At 38.0% G+C, this 16,205-nt stretch carries 15 protein-coding genes; 9 read left to right on the forward strand and 6 right to left on the reverse strand.

All coding sequences use genetic code 11. From position 1 onward, the window contains the following. Nucleotides 1-90 precede the first annotated feature (90 nt). From panB to prmA, 4 genes are all read left to right on the forward strand, one after another. Nucleotides 91-861 carry a 3-methyl-2-oxobutanoate hydroxymethyltransferase gene (gene panB / locus VB713_RS12980; RefSeq protein WP_323311954.1) on the forward strand — a complete coding sequence of 257 codons (771 nt, stop codon included), beginning with the start codon at nt 91-93 and terminating at the stop codon, nt 859-861. A gap of 111 nt (nt 862-972) precedes the next feature. Beyond that, the gene (locus tag VB713_RS12985) at nt 973-1,752 is read left to right on the forward strand and encodes a Uma2 family endonuclease (protein ID WP_323311955.1); all 780 of its coding nucleotides are present in this window, start codon (nt 973-975) and stop codon (nt 1,750-1,752) included. Between the two features lie 228 nt (nt 1,753-1,980). Beyond that, nucleotides 1,981-3,561 (forward strand): phosphoglycerate dehydrogenase, encoded by a 1,581-nt coding sequence (serA, locus tag VB713_RS12990; protein WP_323311941.1) that lies wholly within the window; start codon nt 1,981-1,983, stop codon nt 3,559-3,561. A gap of 154 nt (nt 3,562-3,715) precedes the next feature. Next, entirely contained in the window at nt 3,716-4,636 is a 921-nt protein-coding gene (gene prmA, locus VB713_RS12995) for a 50S ribosomal protein L11 methyltransferase (protein ID WP_323311942.1), read from the forward strand. 95 nt (nt 4,637-4,731) lie between these two features. Here the strand turns inward: prmA and trxA are convergent, their stop codons facing one another. Further along, nucleotides 4,732-5,049, reverse strand: a complete 318-nt coding sequence (trxA, locus tag VB713_RS13000; protein WP_323311943.1) for a thioredoxin — start codon at nt 5,047-5,049, stop codon at nt 4,732-4,734. Nucleotides 5,050-5,398: 349 nt separating this feature from the next. Here trxA and VB713_RS13005 point away from each other — a divergent pair, with 349 nt between their 5' ends. Further along, nucleotides 5,399-6,940 (forward strand): hypothetical protein, encoded by a 1,542-nt coding sequence (locus VB713_RS13005; RefSeq protein ID WP_323311944.1) that lies wholly within the window; start codon nt 5,399-5,401, stop codon nt 6,938-6,940. A gap of 243 nt (nt 6,941-7,183) precedes the next feature. Here VB713_RS13005 and xth read toward each other — a convergent pair whose 3' ends face one another. Then, nucleotides 7,184-7,966: an exodeoxyribonuclease III gene (gene xth / locus VB713_RS13015; RefSeq protein ID WP_323311945.1), complete on the reverse strand. Its 783-nt coding sequence runs from the start codon at nt 7,964-7,966 to the stop codon at nt 7,184-7,186. Nucleotides 7,967-8,651: 685 nt separating this feature from the next. Between xth and VB713_RS13020 the strand changes: the two genes are divergently transcribed. The 3 genes from VB713_RS13020 to VB713_RS13030 all read left to right on the forward strand — a co-directional run bounded on the left by VB713_RS13020 (nt 8,652) and on the right by VB713_RS13030 (nt 11,939). After that, the gene (locus tag VB713_RS13020; RefSeq protein WP_323311946.1) at nt 8,652-8,846 is read left to right on the forward strand and encodes a hypothetical protein; all 195 of its coding nucleotides are present in this window, start codon (nt 8,652-8,654) and stop codon (nt 8,844-8,846) included. A gap of 205 nt (nt 8,847-9,051) precedes the next feature. Next, nucleotides 9,052-10,413, forward strand: coding sequence for a folate/biopterin family MFS transporter (locus VB713_RS13025; protein WP_323311947.1), 1,362 nt, complete (start codon nt 9,052-9,054; stop codon nt 10,411-10,413). 32 nt (nt 10,414-10,445) lie between these two features. Continuing rightward, entirely contained in the window at nt 10,446-11,939 is a 1,494-nt protein-coding gene (locus VB713_RS13030; RefSeq protein ID WP_323311948.1) for a carotenoid oxygenase family protein, read from the forward strand. A 106-nt stretch (nt 11,940-12,045) separates the two neighbouring features. On the opposite strand, the gene VB713_RS13035 is transcribed toward VB713_RS13030, so the two are convergent. The 3 genes from VB713_RS13035 to VB713_RS13045 all read right to left on the reverse strand — a co-directional run bounded on the left by VB713_RS13035 (nt 12,046) and on the right by VB713_RS13045 (nt 14,032). After that, a complete protein-coding gene (locus tag VB713_RS13035) occupies nt 12,046-12,327 on the reverse strand; it encodes a type II toxin-antitoxin system RelE/ParE family toxin (protein ID WP_323311949.1) in 282 nt (93 codons plus the stop codon). After that, a complete protein-coding gene (locus tag VB713_RS13040) occupies nt 12,314-12,583 on the reverse strand; it encodes a type II toxin-antitoxin system Phd/YefM family antitoxin (protein WP_323311950.1) in 270 nt (89 codons plus the stop codon). The genes VB713_RS13035 and VB713_RS13040 overlap by 14 nt, the downstream gene beginning before the upstream one ends. Nucleotides 12,584-12,685: 102 nt before the next feature. After that, entirely contained in the window at nt 12,686-14,032 is a 1,347-nt protein-coding gene (locus VB713_RS13045; RefSeq protein WP_323311951.1) for a cytochrome P450, read from the reverse strand. Between the two features lie 198 nt (nt 14,033-14,230). Between VB713_RS13045 and VB713_RS13050 the strand changes: the two genes are divergently transcribed. Further along, nucleotides 14,231-15,520 (forward strand): Glu/Leu/Phe/Val dehydrogenase, encoded by a 1,290-nt coding sequence (locus VB713_RS13050; protein WP_323311952.1) that lies wholly within the window; start codon nt 14,231-14,233, stop codon nt 15,518-15,520. A gap of 85 nt (nt 15,521-15,605) precedes the next feature. On the opposite strand, the gene VB713_RS13055 is transcribed toward VB713_RS13050, so the two are convergent. After that, nucleotides 15,606-16,205: hypothetical protein (locus VB713_RS13055; protein WP_323311953.1), on the reverse strand; the 600-nt coding region annotated here is incomplete at its 5' end.

A 16,205-nucleotide genomic window follows, 5' to 3' on the forward strand; every position in this document is an offset into this window, starting at 1 on the left:
TTACTCATTACTCATTACTCATTACTCATTACTCATTACTCATTACTCATTACTCTTCTGTTACTTCATCTACAATATCTAAAATCGCTTATGGCAGTTACTACCCAGCAATTAATTCAATGGAAACAACAGGGGCGGGCAATTGTCGCTTTGACTGGCTGGGATTATGCGATCGCTCAACTGTTGGATGCAGCTGGTGTAGACTTAATTCTGGTAGGTGATTCTTTGGCAGTAATTCTTGGGTATGAAACAACGCTGCCAATTACTCTAGATGAAATGATCCATCATGCTAAAGCTGTCCGTCGTGCTGTGAAACGCGCTCTCGTTGTTGTCGATTTACCGTTTTTGACTTATCAAGAAAGCATCTCTCAAGCTATGCACTCAGCCGGCAGGGTGTTGAAGGAAACTGGCGCACAAGCGGTAAAATTAGAAGGTGGACATCCGGCAATGGTGGAAACTGTGGACAGATTGGTACAAGCTGGTATTCCGGTCATGGGTCATGTGGGGTTGACACCACAATCTGTACATCAACTGGGTTTACGACAACAGGGAAAAAGCCCAGAAGCGGGTGAGAAAATTTTAAATGAAGCGATCGCTCTCGAACAAGCTGGTGTATTTTCAATAGTATTAGAACATATCCCCGCTAGTTTAGCATTACAAATTACTCAAAAATTACGTATTCCCACTATTGGTATCGGTGCAGGTTCAGAGTGTGATGGTCAGGTATTAGTTACTTCCGATATTCTCGGACTTTCAGAAAAACAACCACCATTTGCCAAAGTTTATACAAATTTACGAGAACAAATTACTCAAGCTGTACAAAATTATTCTGCCGAAGTGCGCGAAGGAAAATTCCCATAATAGATTAACGTAAGTTGCTACTGTCTGAATCAGGATTTCCAGGATTTAAGGATGAACAGGATGAAGTCTGGGATTTTATTACCAATCACCAATCACCAATCATTAACAAAAATGATCACTACTGGCACACCCCAAACTGTTACTTTACCTGATCACACCCAGTTACCAGAGTCTAACGGCGAATTTGTGTTCGCGGAGCGTACCGTAGGTCAAAACTTTCAAGAACATCCCCAAAGCATTCTTTTGACGGATTCAATTCAGTCAATTTTAGAAAAACGCCACCCAGATGGTAATTATTGCATTGGACAAGACTCTGGTATTTATTGGCGACTTACTGACCCTTTAGAAAAAGGCGCAGAAGCACCAGACTGGTTTTATGTCCCTAACGTTCCTCCACATCTCAAGGGAAAACCCCGTCGTTCTTATGTCCTATGGCAAGAAATTATGCCGCCATTAATTGTCTTAGAATTTGTTTCTGGTGATGGTTCAGAAGAACGAGACAAAACACCTTGGAAAGGTAAATTTTGGGTTTATGAACAAGTCATTAGACCTGCATTTTATGGCATTTATGAAGTAGAAAAATCCAGTATAGAACTCTATCATTTAATAGAAGACCATTATGAATTATTACCAGCCAATGAACGTGGTCATTTTCCTATTCATTCTTTAGGCGTAGAATTGGGAATTTGGCAAGGAAAATATCAGAATCTAGAATTACCTTGGCTGCGTTGGTGGGATGATCAGGGAAATTTACTATTTACCGGACATGAAAATGTTGAATTAGAAAAACAAAAACGAGAGCAAACAGAATTATTATTATCACAGGAGCGACAACGGACAGAAGCACTAACGCAGAAATTGCGAGAATTGGGAATTAATTTAGATGAATAAACAAATTTTATTCTCCTTTACTAAAGATATATTCCGTAATTTTACTGTGATCATCTAAAATATGGTGGTAGATATTTATTCATAGCCATATCTACAACCATGAGCATTTGTATAGTTTATTGCCTGAATCTTAATTGCTAAACACATAATTTTTGCTGAATTGTTACAGATAAAGACTAAACTTATAAGTCTTGTGCAGCGAAACCTGTAAATTTAAATAAACTAATCATGTCTAAGGTTCTTGTCTCCGATCCAATTGACCAAGCTGGTATTGACATCCTTTCCCAAGTTGCTACGGTTGATGTCAAAACAGGTCTTAAACCAGCAGAACTGATAGAAATTATTGGTGAGTACGATGCGTTGATGATCCGTTCTGGAACTCGCGTCACTCAAGAAATTATCGAAGCTGGCACACAATTAAAAATTATTGGTCGTGCTGGTGTGGGAGTAGATAATGTTGATGTTCCTGCTGCTACCCGCAAAGGTATTGTAGTCGTTAATTCTCCAGAGGGAAATACGATCGCTGCTGCTGAACACGCACTAGCGATGATGTTATCTTTATCTCGTCATATCCCAGATGCAAATGCTTCCGTCAAAAGGGGTGAATGGGATCGAAAAACTTTTGTGGGTGCAGAAGTATACAAAAAAACTCTGGGTGTTGTGGGTTTAGGTAAAATTGGCTCCCATGTTGCATCTGTAGCTAGAGCTATGGGCATGAAACTGTTAGCTTATGATCCCTTTATTTCCACAGAAAGGGCTGAACAGATGGGCTGTCAGTTAGTAGAGTTAGATTTACTGATGCAGCAGTCAGATTATATCACCTTGCATATTCCTAAAACTCCAGAAACTACCCACATCATCAATGCTAAAACTTTGGCCAAGATGAAACCGACTGCGAGAATTATTAATTGCGCTCGTGGTGGCATTATTGATGAGGCAGCTTTAGCAGCGGCAATTAAAGAGGGTAAAATTGGTGGTGCAGCGTTGGATGTGTACGAGTCAGAACCTCTAGGAGAATCTGATTTGCGATCGCTCGGTAAAGAGATCATTCTCACTCCCCACCTGGGTGCATCTACCGCTGAAGCCCAAGTTAACGTCGCTATAGACGTAGCTGAACAAATCCGCGATGTCCTTTTAGGACTACCTGCCCGTTCTGCTGTTAACATCCCCGGATTCGGACCCGATGTTTTAGAAGAACTCAAGCCCTATATGCAGTTAGCCGAAACCCTCGGTAACTTGGTGGGACAACTAGTAGGTGGCAGGGTAGAAACACTGAATATCACCCTCCAAGGGGAATTAGCAACTAACAAAAGTCAACCGTTGGTTGTAGCCGCCCTGAAAGGACTACTTTATCAAGCCCTACGGGAACGGGTTAATTATGTCAATGCCAGCATAGAAGCCAAAGAAAGAGGAATTCGCGTCATTGAAACACGGGATGCCTCAGCTAGAGATTATGCCGGTTCACTGCATCTAGAAGCTACAGGTACTTTAGGTACTCATTCAGTTACAGGTGCTTTGTTGGGTGATAAAGAAATTCACCTCACCGATGTTGATGGTTTCCCCATTAACGTTCCACCTAGCAAATATATGCTGTTCACTCTGCACCGTGATATGCCAGGAATTATCGGCAAACTCGGTTCCCTACTTGGTAGTTTTAATGTCAATATTGCCAGTATGCAGGTAGGTCGTAAAATCGTCCGTGGTGATGCAGTCATGGCGCTGAGTATTGATGATCCTTTACCTGACGGCATCTTAGATGAAATTACGAAATTACCAGGAATTCGAGATGCGTATACAGTAACTTTATAAGTGCTGAGTGCTGAGTCACGAGTGTTGAGTGGAAAAAAAGTTCAGAGTAACTTCTTAACTGAATCACTCATAACTTATCACTCATCACTCCTCAAACTCATAACTCATTACTCTCTCAAACTCATAACTCAGCACTCACAACTCAGCACTGAATATGGCAAACACCTGGTGGGAACTGAAAATTTTATGTGAACCAGACCTAGAAGATTCTATCTTTTGGCGACTGGAAGGTTTTGGCTGTCGTGGTACAGCTAGTGAAAGCAAAGGTAATTCCTCACTGTTAAAGGCTTACTTACCCAGCTTTCAAGCACAGCTACTGGATTTGTCGGCTTTATCATTATGGTTGCGGCAAGATGCTATGTGTATAGGGTTGCCATCTCCCATCCTACATTGGCAATTGATTGATGAAGAAGATTGGGCTAGTAGCTGGAAACAATATTGGCAACCTCAAGAAATAGGCGATCGCTTTCTCATTAACCCCGCATGGCTACCACTCCCAGAATCATTAGAAAGATTGGTCATTCGTCTTGATCCAGGCGTGGCATTTGGCACGGGTAATCATGCCACTACCCAATTATGTTTAGAATCCCTAGAAATGCGCCTCAGTCAAGTTCCTGAAGCTTTCGTTAGTAAAAATGATAAAAGAGAATGCCTCGTAATTGCGGACGTTGGCTGCGGTTCTGGCATTCTTTCCATTGGTGCAGTCCTACTGGGAGCAGAAAAAGTTTATGCAGTCGATACTGATCCTTTAGCAGTACAATCAACCTTTAGCAATCGCGCCCTCAATGATATTAATTCAGAACACTTAATCCCCACGGAGGGAAGTGTAGAAATTTTAACAAAAATCATTCCTCAGCCAGTCGATGGTATTGTCTGCAATATTTTGGCTGACGTAATTATTGAGCTAATTCCAGAAATGACAGCTATTGTTAAACCTACTACTTGGGGCATCTTTAGCGGTATTTTATTAGAACAATCCAAAGCCGTTGCTGATGTCTTAGAGCAAAATGGTTGGGTTGTGGCTACTCTCTGGAAAAGAAAAGAATGGTGTTGTTTAAATGCCCGTCGTTCGTGATAGAGGGGATTGGGGATTGGGGATTGGGCAGATGAGGTAGAGTATTTATCTTTTTTTTGCCCCCTGCTCCCTGCCCCCTGCCCCCTGTCCTCAAATTAAATGAGAGATTTAAGACGTTGAACTAACTGCGGTACTTGGACTACACCCTCAATTCTCTCCACTGGCTGACCTTGTTTAAATAATACCAGAGTTGGTAAGGCAGCAATTTGGTATTGGCTGGCTAACTCTTTATACTTCTCTGTGTCAATTTTGACGATTCTTAAACGATTGTTCAATTGGGCATTGACTTGTTCTAAAATTGGCACCATCATCTGACAGGGGCCACACCAATCAGCATAAAAATCTACCAACACAGGTACATCAGAACCAGACAGCATTTCTTCAAAGCTGTTAAATTGCTTTTTAGTTGTCATGTGACACACACCAATTTTTTATCGTTTGTTTTAATGGTAGTTCTTACGTTATGGAAACGGTATATCTTCATATTTTTTTTGCAAAGCTAATAAATCTACAAAATTAGCTGATTTATTCAACAGAAAAAATGATTTGTAATTCGTAATTTATAATTAAGTTTTGTAACGAAGATTTACCGCAGAACCTTAGTGGATGGCTTTTGCAGGATAGCGATCGCTTTCTGGTTTATAGGTCACTTTGTTATGAATTTGTATTACTTAGTGTATAGCTTAATCGGAGCTAAGGTATAATTTATACAAGATTTGTACAAAAAAACGACATAAACAACTATTTACTTTACAAGTATAAATGAGTTACAACACCTTTACTGATTTTATTAATTCAACTCGTTCTTATAATTCAACATCAATTTTGGAAGTCGGCAGTCAACAATGTTGGCAAATATGGCCGACTCAACACCATGAGCCATTGAATTGGCTACAAGATAATGCTTTACGTAACTATAGTATCCGTCTAATTTTATTAGCTAGTATAGGTAATCCTCATCGCCGTAATAATGTTAGTATTCAAAATTTTAATAATTTGGTTGATGTCTATTTTAACTGGGATAAACATACTATTGCATATTCACATATTCTTGATCAAGAGGCAGAGAATATAGTTGAATGTATTAAAGCATGGGAAAAAAATAATGAGAGGAGAGTTCGTAATTGGTCATTAAAAATTAGTGATATTCTTGATTTAGAATTGATCCGTCAACATATGATAGGTCTTTTTTTACAACGTCAAGTAGCCTTTCAAAATTCAGGTTTTGGAAAGCCAGTTGCCCGAATTAATAGAACAATTAAATTTATCGAATTTTTTGAAAATCAGTTTAAGTACAATTTTTCAGAAGATTTTATTAAATCTACAGGATTAACCACAAAAATATACTTTCGACAGTTTATAAGTTGTTTGGGTTTATTTGGATCGTCTGAAAGAAAGGGATTTTATGATTTTTTACAATTTACTATTATTGACTATGAAAATCAAAAGCTGGGTATCAATCAAGAAAATATTAAGTTATTCATTCAACAAAATAGTGCGCCATTTAACTTAGAATCAGAAAACTCATTCCGCACCAGAGTCAAAAGAACTCTCAATAATTTCTCTGAAGTTTATAAACCTTTTTTTCATAATATCCTCCTAGAAACTCCTTTTATTGAGTTTGAGTCAAATAAATTTTGTTTACCAGATCCTTTCTCTTTCACTGAATCATGCTGGAATCAAATCGAAAGTCTGGTTTTGAAAAATTTGGACAGCAGAGAAAAAGGAAATATATTAAGTGACGCATTTGAACATTATCTAGAAAATATACTTTTTCCATCTATAGCACCTAACTCTTTTCAAAAAATTCCTGAAGTTAAAAATCCTCAAAAAAGTTCTGACAAACGTGCTGATTTTATAATTGAACTCTCTAATTCATATTTAGTAATAGAATGTAAAAATAGTGTTATGTATCTCGATACAAGTGCATATTTCCACCCTGAAGGAATTGCTGATACATGGTGTAAAATTCATTCGGCTTGTGAACAAATTTCTGCAACAGTGAAAGTACTAAAATCTATGGAAAATAAACCAGTTATTCCTTTAATTCTGACTTTTTATGATAATATTGTATCGTCAGAAACGTTAACACAAATAATAAAAGAAAGCGATTATTGCTCTCGGATGAATTTAACAATTCCACCAATTGTAAATTCTCTACATGAATTTGAACATCGGATTAGTAATAGAAGCCTTGATAATTGGGCTGAGTTAATCCTACAAAAGTATAAAAATAATTCAATTGTAAAACCCGACAATCAAGGACATAATTATAAACATTTAGAAGATGTTGTTATCATCTAATTAACGATAAAAAATAAACTTATATAAATTTTGTTTTTAACTTTTGGAAGATAAACTGAAATTAGCGATCGCAATCTAGAAAGAAAACTATAGCGATCGCACACAACTAAAACTCTACAATCACAGGTGTATGGTCACTAGGCTGGGTTAGCTTCCTGGGTGCAACATCGATAATACAACTTTTAGCGCGATGCCTGCGGCGTTCGCGTAGCGTCTCGAAGAGAGCGTAGCGATCGCACACAACTAAAATTCTACAATCACTGGTGTATGATCACTAGGCTGGGTTAACTTCCTCGGTGCAACGTCAATAATACAACTTTGAGCGCGATCGCACAAAACCGGTGTGAGATAATGATGGTCAATCCGCCAACCTAAATTACGCTTGAAAGCAGCAGTACGATAATCCCACCAGCTATAATTTCCACCTTCACTGTTGAACTTCCGAAAAGCATCTGCAAAACCTAGTGAAATCACATCTCGTAAAGCTTGGCGTTCTGGCTCAGATGCCATAATGTGATTTTCTATCTTCGCTTTATCGTGAATATCTATATCTTCTAGGGCAATATTAAAATCACCGCACATACAAATATCAGGTTGAGACAACAACACCACCTGCAAATATTCCCGCAGTATTTTTAGCCAACCCAGCTTATATTCATATTTATCGCTTCCCACCGAGGAACCATTGGGAACATAAAGATTGACAATGCGAACTCCATCAATAACACCAGTGATGACGCGCTTTTGCTCATCCCATTGTGGTTCTATCTCTGGCAAAATCGCACAGAAACCCATACTCACATCTTCCAGGGGTTTACGGCTAATGAGTGCAACGCCGTTATAACTCTTCTGTCCAAAAATATAAAGGTGATAGCCTAATGTTTCAAAAGGTAAACGCGGAAAATCAGCGTCTACAACTTTTGTTTCTTGCAAACAGAGGACATCAATAGGATTTTGATTTAACCAATCAATAACCTGTTCTAAACGTGTGCGAATCGAGTTGACATTCCAGGTAGCAATTTTCATGAGTTATTTATCAGTATGATGGTAAATTAAGAATTATAAAATATGTGAATTTTTGGTGACTATTGACTCTCGATAATTTTTCCATTTTGTTGCTGTTTACCTTCAAAACAGTAGTAAATAATTGATCCCTAGCCCCAATTTAGTATTGTCAGCTACAAAATATGCGAATTTGTAAATTCAGCTACAGAATATTCTAATTGTTTCTGATCCCCAAGACAGATGAAAATACTAAATCCTCGGTTATAGTTTAAGAATGCTGCTGGTAGTTAGCTATTGCTGATGAGATGACATCATGATTTTGTAGGAAATTGATAGTATAGTTAGCTGAAATTTTGCTTTTGGGAGGGAAAAAGTTAATTTAAATTTCAGAAAAATATATACAAATGCTTTGTCCTCATCAAATAATGTCAGTTATTAAATCAGTATTGGTAAAGTACAACCTTAAATCAATATTATGTTGATGCGGCTGGTTACGGTATGGATTAAACAATTTTTATTGTGTAGAACAACCGTAATATCCACAGAATTTAGCATTTTTAGATGACTATTCACCAGGAAAAATATCAAAATATGTAGTTTTTGTCGCCAAGCAGAATTGTTAGCGCTTGAATATACATATTAATTAGGTTTTAATCAAAAATTTTTTGCCTGTTTTCAACAACAATTTTTTTAGGAGGACATTGATATGAATAAGAGAGCCAACATCTGCCCATGCTGCGGTGGTTCTATCCTGCGTCATGTCCGTCATGGTGAACTGTATTGGTTTTGCTTATCTTGTCGGCAAGAAGTTCCACTTTTAAGCATTAATCGTTTGTCTAGTTTGGACAGTCGTAACACTGGAGTGCTGAATCAGAAAGCAGTTGATGTGATATCGTCTTGATTTTCATTTGGGATAAAAACACAATCAGCCCGAATTTATTAAGCGCAAGCGTCAGACTATAAATGATGCTTGCGTCTTGCTTTTATTTACATTCCACCCTTCTTTGACAGTTGCAGCTAAAAACTTTGTGATTAAGATAGCTGAGAACATCATCCGTATATAGTTATGATATAAAAGTAGATAAAACTTAACGAATATTTATCAAATGCTGATTGACTCCTCTGGCTTATCCAAGGTGAAAGACTCAGTAACCAAACAAATCTTTTTAGGTAACGAACCGAAGCCGGAGTTAATTGCCATACTTGCTGTTTACTTTGTCCAAGGCATACTGGGGTTAGCTCGTCTAGCCGTCAGTTTTTTCCTCAAAGATGAATTACATCTAAGTCCAGTCGAGGTGTCAGCACTGTTGGGAATAGTTGCCTTACCGTGGATGATTAAGCCTGTATTTGGCTTTATATCCGATGGTTTGCCTATCTTTGGCTATCGTCGTCGCCCGTATTTGGTGTTATCGGGAATATTGGGATCAGCGGCTTGGGTGAGTTTGTCCACATTAGTTCATACTAGCTTAGGAGCAACAATAGCGATCGCACTTAGTTCCCTTTCCGTTGCCTTCAGTGATGTCATAGTTGACTCCCTCGTTGTCGAACGTGCCAGAGTTGAATCTAAAGCACAAGTGGGTTCTCTCCAATCTATCTGCTGGGGTGCTACAGCCCTCGGAGGTTTAATTACAGCTTACTTTAGCGGGCTACTTTTAGAATACTTCAGCACCCGCACAGTATTTTTAGTTACAGCACTATTCCCCCTGATTATCTCCGTAGCAGCTTGGTTAATTAGTGAAACCCCCATTCACAAAAATACCCCAGAGAATCATCAAACTAATCCTTTCAACGTTTCAAATCAACTCAAACAACTACGCCAAGCCTTCACTCAAAAAGCAATTTGGCTACCCACATTATTTATCTTTCTGTGGCAATCTACCCCTAGTGGGGATGCAGCTTTTTTCTTTTTCTTCACCAACGAACTACACTTTGAACCAGAATTTTTAGGAAGAGTACATTTAGTTACCAGTTTAGCTTCACTAATTGGTATTTGGATTTTTCAACGCTTCCTTAAAAGTGTTCCTTTTCGTGTAATTTGTGGTTGGAGTATCGTCATTTCCACAACATTAAGAATGACGATGTTAATCTTAGTAACTCACACAAATAGAGCCTTAGGAATAGATGATCACTGGTTTAGTTTAGGTGATAGCTTAATTCTCGCTGTCATGGGACAAATTGCATTCATGCCCGTAATGGTATTAGCCGCCAGAATTTGTCCCTTAGGAATAGAAGCAACATTATTTGCACTCTTAATGTCAATATTTAACTTAGGAGGAGCTATTTCCAAAGAATTTGGGGCATTAATCATGCACTGGTTGGGGATTACCGACACTATTTTTGATGCCCTATGGCTGTTAGTAATTATCACTAATCTTAGTGCTTTATTACCTCTGATATTTATTAATCTATTACCAAACGAAAAAGAAACAGCATCAGCAACATTGACAGTCACAACTGTTAATAACTAACCGCAACCTAAATTTAGAGAATCTCCAAAAATATGCAGACATTAGCAACTCCAGAAAACCAGAATTTAGCAAAATCCTATACTCTAGAAGATTGGCAAGGAGGATATGAATCTCTCACCCAAGAATTTGATTATTGGATTGATGACATAGAAGGACAAATTCCCCCAGAATTGCAAGGAACACTATTTAGAAATGGACCCGGCTTATTAGATATAAACGGGAAACGCTTACATCATCCTTTTGATGGTGATGGCATGATTAGCCGCATCACCTTTACCAATGGCCGCGCCCATTTTCGTAACCGCTTTGTGCAAACTAGTGGTTATCTAGCAGAACAAAAAGCCCAAAAAATTCTTTATCGTGGTGTTTTTGGCACTCAAAAACCTGGTGGTTGGTTGGCGAATATATTTGATTTCAAAATCAAGAATATTGCTAATACAAACGTTATTTACTGGGGTGATAAACTCTTAGCCTTATGGGAAGCTGCCGAACCTCATCGTCTTGACCCCCAGACATTAGAAACTATAGAAAAAGAATATTTTAATGGTGTTTTATCAACAGGTGAAGCCTTTAGCGCCCATCCTCGTTTTGACCCCAGTTGCAAACAAGATAATGACGCACCTTGTCTAGTCAATTTTTCTATTCAGCCCGGATTATCAACAACAATTACCATTTTTGAATTAAATCTAGCAGGGGAGATTATCAGAAAGCAATCTCACAAAGTTCCTGGTTTCTGCTTCATTCACGATTTTGTAATTACCCCAAATTACTGCATATTTTTTCAAAATCCTGTTAAATTTAATCCTTTACCTTTTGCTTTAGGAATATCCAGTGCCGGACAATGTATTAAGTTACTAAAAAATCAACCAACTCAGATTATAGTTATCCCCCGTACATCCCAAACAGAAGCACAAGAGTTAAAAATTCTAGAAACTCAATCAGGTTTTATCTTTCACCATGTCAATGCTTTTGAAGTTGAAGATGAAATAATTATTGATTCAATTTGCTATGAATCTTTAACAGAAGTTGAACCCAACAGCGATTATCGAAAAACTAATTTTGAAGCCAACGCACCTGCACAACTTTGGCGGTTTCATCTCAATTTAAAAGAAAATAAAGTCCAACGCCAACTGATAGACAATCGCGCTTGTGAATTTCCCACTATTCACCCAAATTATATGGGTAGAAAATATAGTTATTTATACATTGGTGCAGATCATCATCCAACTGGAAATGCTCCCCTACAAGCAATCATGAAAGTTGATTTAGAGTCAGGAGAAAGACAACTATGGAGTGCTGCACCTCGTGGTTTTGTAGGTGAGCCAATTTTTGTCCCTCGTCCCCATTCTCAACAAGAAGATGAAGGTTGGGTAATAGCTTTAGTTTATGATGCAGAATACAATCGCTCAGATGTGGTGATTTTAGATGCTCAAGATTTCCATAAAGGTGCAGTTGCAAAACTACACTTAAAACATCATATTCCCTATGGTTTACATGGGAGTTTTACACCGGAAATATTTATCTAATAAATTTAGGTTGGGTTGTAGCTTGCTTCCCTAAAGGTACAACGTGAAACCCAACAAAATCATGATTATGATTTTTAGCATTGGCAAATTAATTGGATATTTAAGTTTATCCAATTAACCTTTTTAATTTTTTGTAGACATCATCGTCATTACGCTTACCAACTAAAATTACTTCTACTAAATCTTGCTCTGGAAAATATCTATAAACAATTCGATATTCACCACTATCGACTCGATAAAAACCCTGATAACCAGATAGCTTCTCACTATCATTTGGTAAAGGTTCAACATTCAACGCCAAAACCTTTTTTGCTATTTGCGCTGCTATTTTAGGCTGCAAACCATTGAGGAAATCAAGAACAGTTGCTAAACCATCAAGCCGCGCCATTTGCTAAATGCTCCAGTGCAGATGTAAAAGCCTCTGTACCAACCATTTTTGATTGATTTAAAGCAGTTTCAGCATTTTGAGCTAATAATATATCTTCTAAATTTTGTAACCTAGCAAGTAATTTTTGGTAGCTATCTGCGGAAATAATGACATGACTAGGACGTGATTGTTTAGTAAGTAAAACTGGCTCAGTAGCAGCTTTGTCAAAAACCTCACCGTGTTTGTTGCGAGCATCTGTGAGAGTGTAGGTCTGCATAGTATGACTAATTTAGACATTTTGACTATATTTTAGCAGAAATTAGGCAAGCCGTAAAAATGCAAACGGACAGGTAAGAGTCGAGAAGTAAGGTTTACTTTATCAATCATTCCCAAATCCAGAACGGAAAATCACCTTTAAACCATCACGGGGTTGGGGTGTGGGTATCATTGCTAAATTTAAATTTTGCCCTGCTACAAGTTCCCATTCATAACCACGCAACAACAAAGCTGCAAATATTTTCATTTCCAATTTAGCAAATTCTTTACCTACACATTCTCTGATCCCACCTCCAAAAGTTACATAACTAAAAGGCTGAGATTTATCCTCAGCCCTATCTGTACTGAACCTTTCTGGGTCAAAAATTTGAGCATCTTTGTATATAGTTTCATCTTGATGTGTTTTCCCAATTTGATATAGCACACTCCAACCTTGAGGAATGCGATATCCATTAAATTCACAATTGTTGATTACTTCACGAAATCCACCACCAACTGGGGGAATAACTCGCAAAACTTCCTTGAGTATTTGATCCAAGTAAGTCATTTGTTTAAAATGTTCAGACGTTAGGACACCTGTACAATTTATTTCCTGCTGTTCTTTCCTTGCTGCTGCTAAAATTTCCGGATTTCTTGCTAATAGTAAACAAAAAGAAGATAGTGCAGAAGTTAAGGTTTCATGTCCAGCAAATAATAGGGTAAGAATTTGATCTTTAAGTTCTTCTATACTCAAACCATTACCATCTTCATCTTTTGCATTTAACAATAAACTTAAAGCATCTTGTTCAGAACCTGTTTTTTGTTGACGTTGTACGATAATTTCTTCAATTTTTGTCAATAACTGATCTCGGCATTTTAAAGCTTTACTAAACTTAGTCCCAGGTAAACGAATGGGAAGAGTAAATAAACCAAGACACCATTCTTCAAATAATTCAGCAAAATGAGGATTATTAGTAGCATCTGTTCCTACTAATAATTTGCAAGCTACATCAAAAGTATATTTTCTTAATTCAGGATACCAGGTTAATTGCCCCAAACCTTCCCATTTATGTAAATAGCTATTAGTGATTTCTACCATTGCAGGTAAATAACTTGCCAAAGCTCTGGGTTGAAATGCTTGAGCTAATAATTTACGTCTGGTTTGATGAATGCTACCAGTTTGCATTGATAAAGATGCAGGACCGAGTAAGACAGAAACACTCTCAGGCCATTGAATTGTAAAATTCTGATTTTCACCGCTAAATATAAAGCGATTGGCCTCTGCTCCTATCATCATAATTGTAGGAGAGCCAAATATATTAGTTTTAAAAACGTTACCGTATTTCTTTTGTCGTTTGCTGGCAAAATCTGGATCATTTAAAAAGCTAATTGTTTCACCAATTATCGGTAAACCTAAGTTTCCAGGTGGTAAAGGTAGTTGATTATGTAATTTGGTTGTTTGGGTATTCATTTTCTATTTAACTTACTTAATAAAACTTAAATAATTGTAAAACATTTGTTCCTTTCCGCAAATCAGTTGTTCATACACAGAAAATTGCATCTAAAACTGTAACGAAAACTACAAAATTGGTATCTTTTTCAAAAATAAGGGTAAGCTTAATACATATATATCTGGTTCGCGAAGATACCGCGACGAGGGGAAAATTTTATGGTTTCAATATCACTCCCATCACTAGAAAGTCACTCTCCTGCGTACATTTGCCCCTATGACCAAGCTTGTAGCTACTTAGAATGGGCAGGTAAAGAATTAAAACTAGATCCAGGTCTATTAGAAATCCTCAGCCATCCTCGTAAGGTGGTGACAGTTTCCATTCCTGTGAAAATGGATAATGGTGATATCAGAGTTTTACCTGGTCATCGAGTACAGCATTCTGATATTTTAGGCCCCTACAAAGGAGGAATTCGCTATCATCCAGCAGTGACATTGCGAGAAGTTTCCGCTTTAGCCATGCTAATGACTTGGAAATGTGCATTGCTGGGTATTCCCTACGGTGGCGCTAAAGGCGGAATTCCCATAGATCCTAAACAGTACAGCGTTGGGGAATTAGAAAGAATTAGCCGTCGTTATATCAGTGAATTAATCAAAGATATTGGCCCCTCTGTCGATATTCCTGCACCTGATATGGGTACTTCGTCCCGTGAAATGGCGTGGATGATGGATACTTATTCTGTGAATGTAGGTCATTCTGTACCGGGGGTAGTGACTGGTAAGCCTATTTCTATAGGTGGTTCCCTAGGTCGGGAAATGGCGACAGGTAGGGGTGTCATGATTATTGTCCGTGAAGCACTGGCTGATCAAGGTAAATCCCTTGCGGGTGTGCGAGTTGCTATTCAAGGTTTCGGTAATGTTGGCGGCGCTGCTGCTGAATTATTACACCAAGAGGGAGCAAAAATTATTGCTGTTTCCAGTGGTGCTGGGGGTGTATTTTCGGAAACTGGTCTTGATATTCCGGCTTTGAAAGCCTATGCTGCTAAAAATCGTAGGAGTGTGGTAGGTTTCCCCCAAGCTACAGCAATTAGTAATGCAGACTTACTCACGTTACCTTGTGATGTCTTGATTCCCGCCGCTTTAGAGAACCAAATTACGGAGGAAAATGTTCATCAGGTGCAAGCCCAATTTGTCGCCGAAGCTGCTAATGGCCCAGTCACACTAGAAGCTAATCGAGTCTTAGAAGCTCGTGGTGTCACAGTTTTACCCGATATTTTGGCTAATGCAGGTGGTGTGGTAGTTAGTTATTTAGAATGGGTGCAAGGACTTTCTTACCTGTTCTGGGATGAGGAACGTGTGAACCGAGAAATGGAAAATTTGATGGTAAATGCTTACCGTCAAGTGGTTCAACAATCACGGACACGACGGGTAAATCTAAGGTTAGCGGCTTACACTTTAGGTGTTGGTAGGGTGGCTCAAGCTTTGACTGATAGAGGTTTATATCCTTAGATTTTATGACTCACAATTTTTAGGAATAATAGGTAAAAATATATATTTTTATTATTTTTACCTCTTATTCCTAAGGATGCATTATTTAACGGTAAGTAGAAAACTGTCTGACATTACTAACTTCAGTTATCTCTCTATAGTTTCTGACTTCTTCAAATACCAAGCTTTCCTCACGTCTGCTGGTTGAATCGTAGCGGATTTGTGTGACAAATTTAAGGTCTGATCTCGACAAGTCAAGATTACCTAGCCGCAGTTTATTAAATTCTATTACTTCTGGTTGTAAAGAAAACCTTCCGGATTTTTTTTCAATCAGTCTTGAGCCTGTACTGCTGTAAAATTGCACCCAACGATTGTTTTGTAAAGCATATACGGTGTAGACTACATTTGCATATCTAGTAATTGGTTTTTCTAGAATATTTAGCTGCAAAACTAAGCCTCTTTGGTTGGAATTAACTAGTCTTCCAAATTGCAGTAAGCCGCTCCAGTCTTTGTTCCGAAAAGCTTTGGATGAGTTACGATTTTGTTCTCTGTTATATCCTTGTTGGCGGCGATAATCATCATCGTCATCACGTCTGCGATTATTATTCTGACGATCATAGATGGTTTGATTGTTATTGTTAGTTGATGTGCTGATACAGCACTTCCCGCTGTTATGAGGTACAGTAACAGCAATTAGTAAACCAGT

Origin of the sequence: Anabaena cylindrica UHCC 0172, assembly GCF_034931625.1 — a bacterium.
Lineage (GTDB): Bacteria > Cyanobacteriota > Cyanobacteriia > Cyanobacteriales > Nostocaceae > Anabaena > Anabaena cylindrica_A.

Coding starts and splice junctions, on each gene's coding strand:
- panB (WP_323311954.1), top strand. CDS start 91: ATGGCAGTTACTACCCAGCAATTAATTCAATGGAAACAACAGGGGCGG.
- VB713_RS12985 (WP_323311955.1), top strand. CDS start 973: ATGATCACTACTGGCACACCCCAAACTGTTACTTTACCTGATCACACC.
- serA (WP_323311941.1), top strand. CDS start 1,981: ATGTCTAAGGTTCTTGTCTCCGATCCAATTGACCAAGCTGGTATTGAC.
- prmA (WP_323311942.1), top strand. CDS start 3,716: ATGGCAAACACCTGGTGGGAACTGAAAATTTTATGTGAACCAGACCTA.
- trxA (WP_323311943.1), bottom strand. CDS start 5,049: ATGACAACTAAAAAGCAATTTAACAGCTTTGAAGAAATGCTGTCTGGT.
- VB713_RS13005 (WP_323311944.1), top strand. CDS start 5,399: ATGAGTTACAACACCTTTACTGATTTTATTAATTCAACTCGTTCTTAT.
- xth (WP_323311945.1), bottom strand. CDS start 7,966: ATGAAAATTGCTACCTGGAATGTCAACTCGATTCGCACACGTTTAGAA.
- VB713_RS13020 (WP_323311946.1), top strand. CDS start 8,652: ATGAATAAGAGAGCCAACATCTGCCCATGCTGCGGTGGTTCTATCCTG.
- VB713_RS13025 (WP_323311947.1), top strand. CDS start 9,052: ATGCTGATTGACTCCTCTGGCTTATCCAAGGTGAAAGACTCAGTAACC.
- VB713_RS13030 (WP_323311948.1), top strand. CDS start 10,446: ATGCAGACATTAGCAACTCCAGAAAACCAGAATTTAGCAAAATCCTAT.
- VB713_RS13035 (WP_323311949.1), bottom strand. CDS start 12,327: ATGGCGCGGCTTGATGGTTTAGCAACTGTTCTTGATTTCCTCAATGGT.
- VB713_RS13040 (WP_323311950.1), bottom strand. CDS start 12,583: ATGCAGACCTACACTCTCACAGATGCTCGCAACAAACACGGTGAGGTT.
- VB713_RS13045 (WP_323311951.1), bottom strand. CDS start 14,032: ATGAATACCCAAACAACCAAATTACATAATCAACTACCTTTACCACCT.
- VB713_RS13050 (WP_323311952.1), top strand. CDS start 14,231: ATGGTTTCAATATCACTCCCATCACTAGAAAGTCACTCTCCTGCGTAC.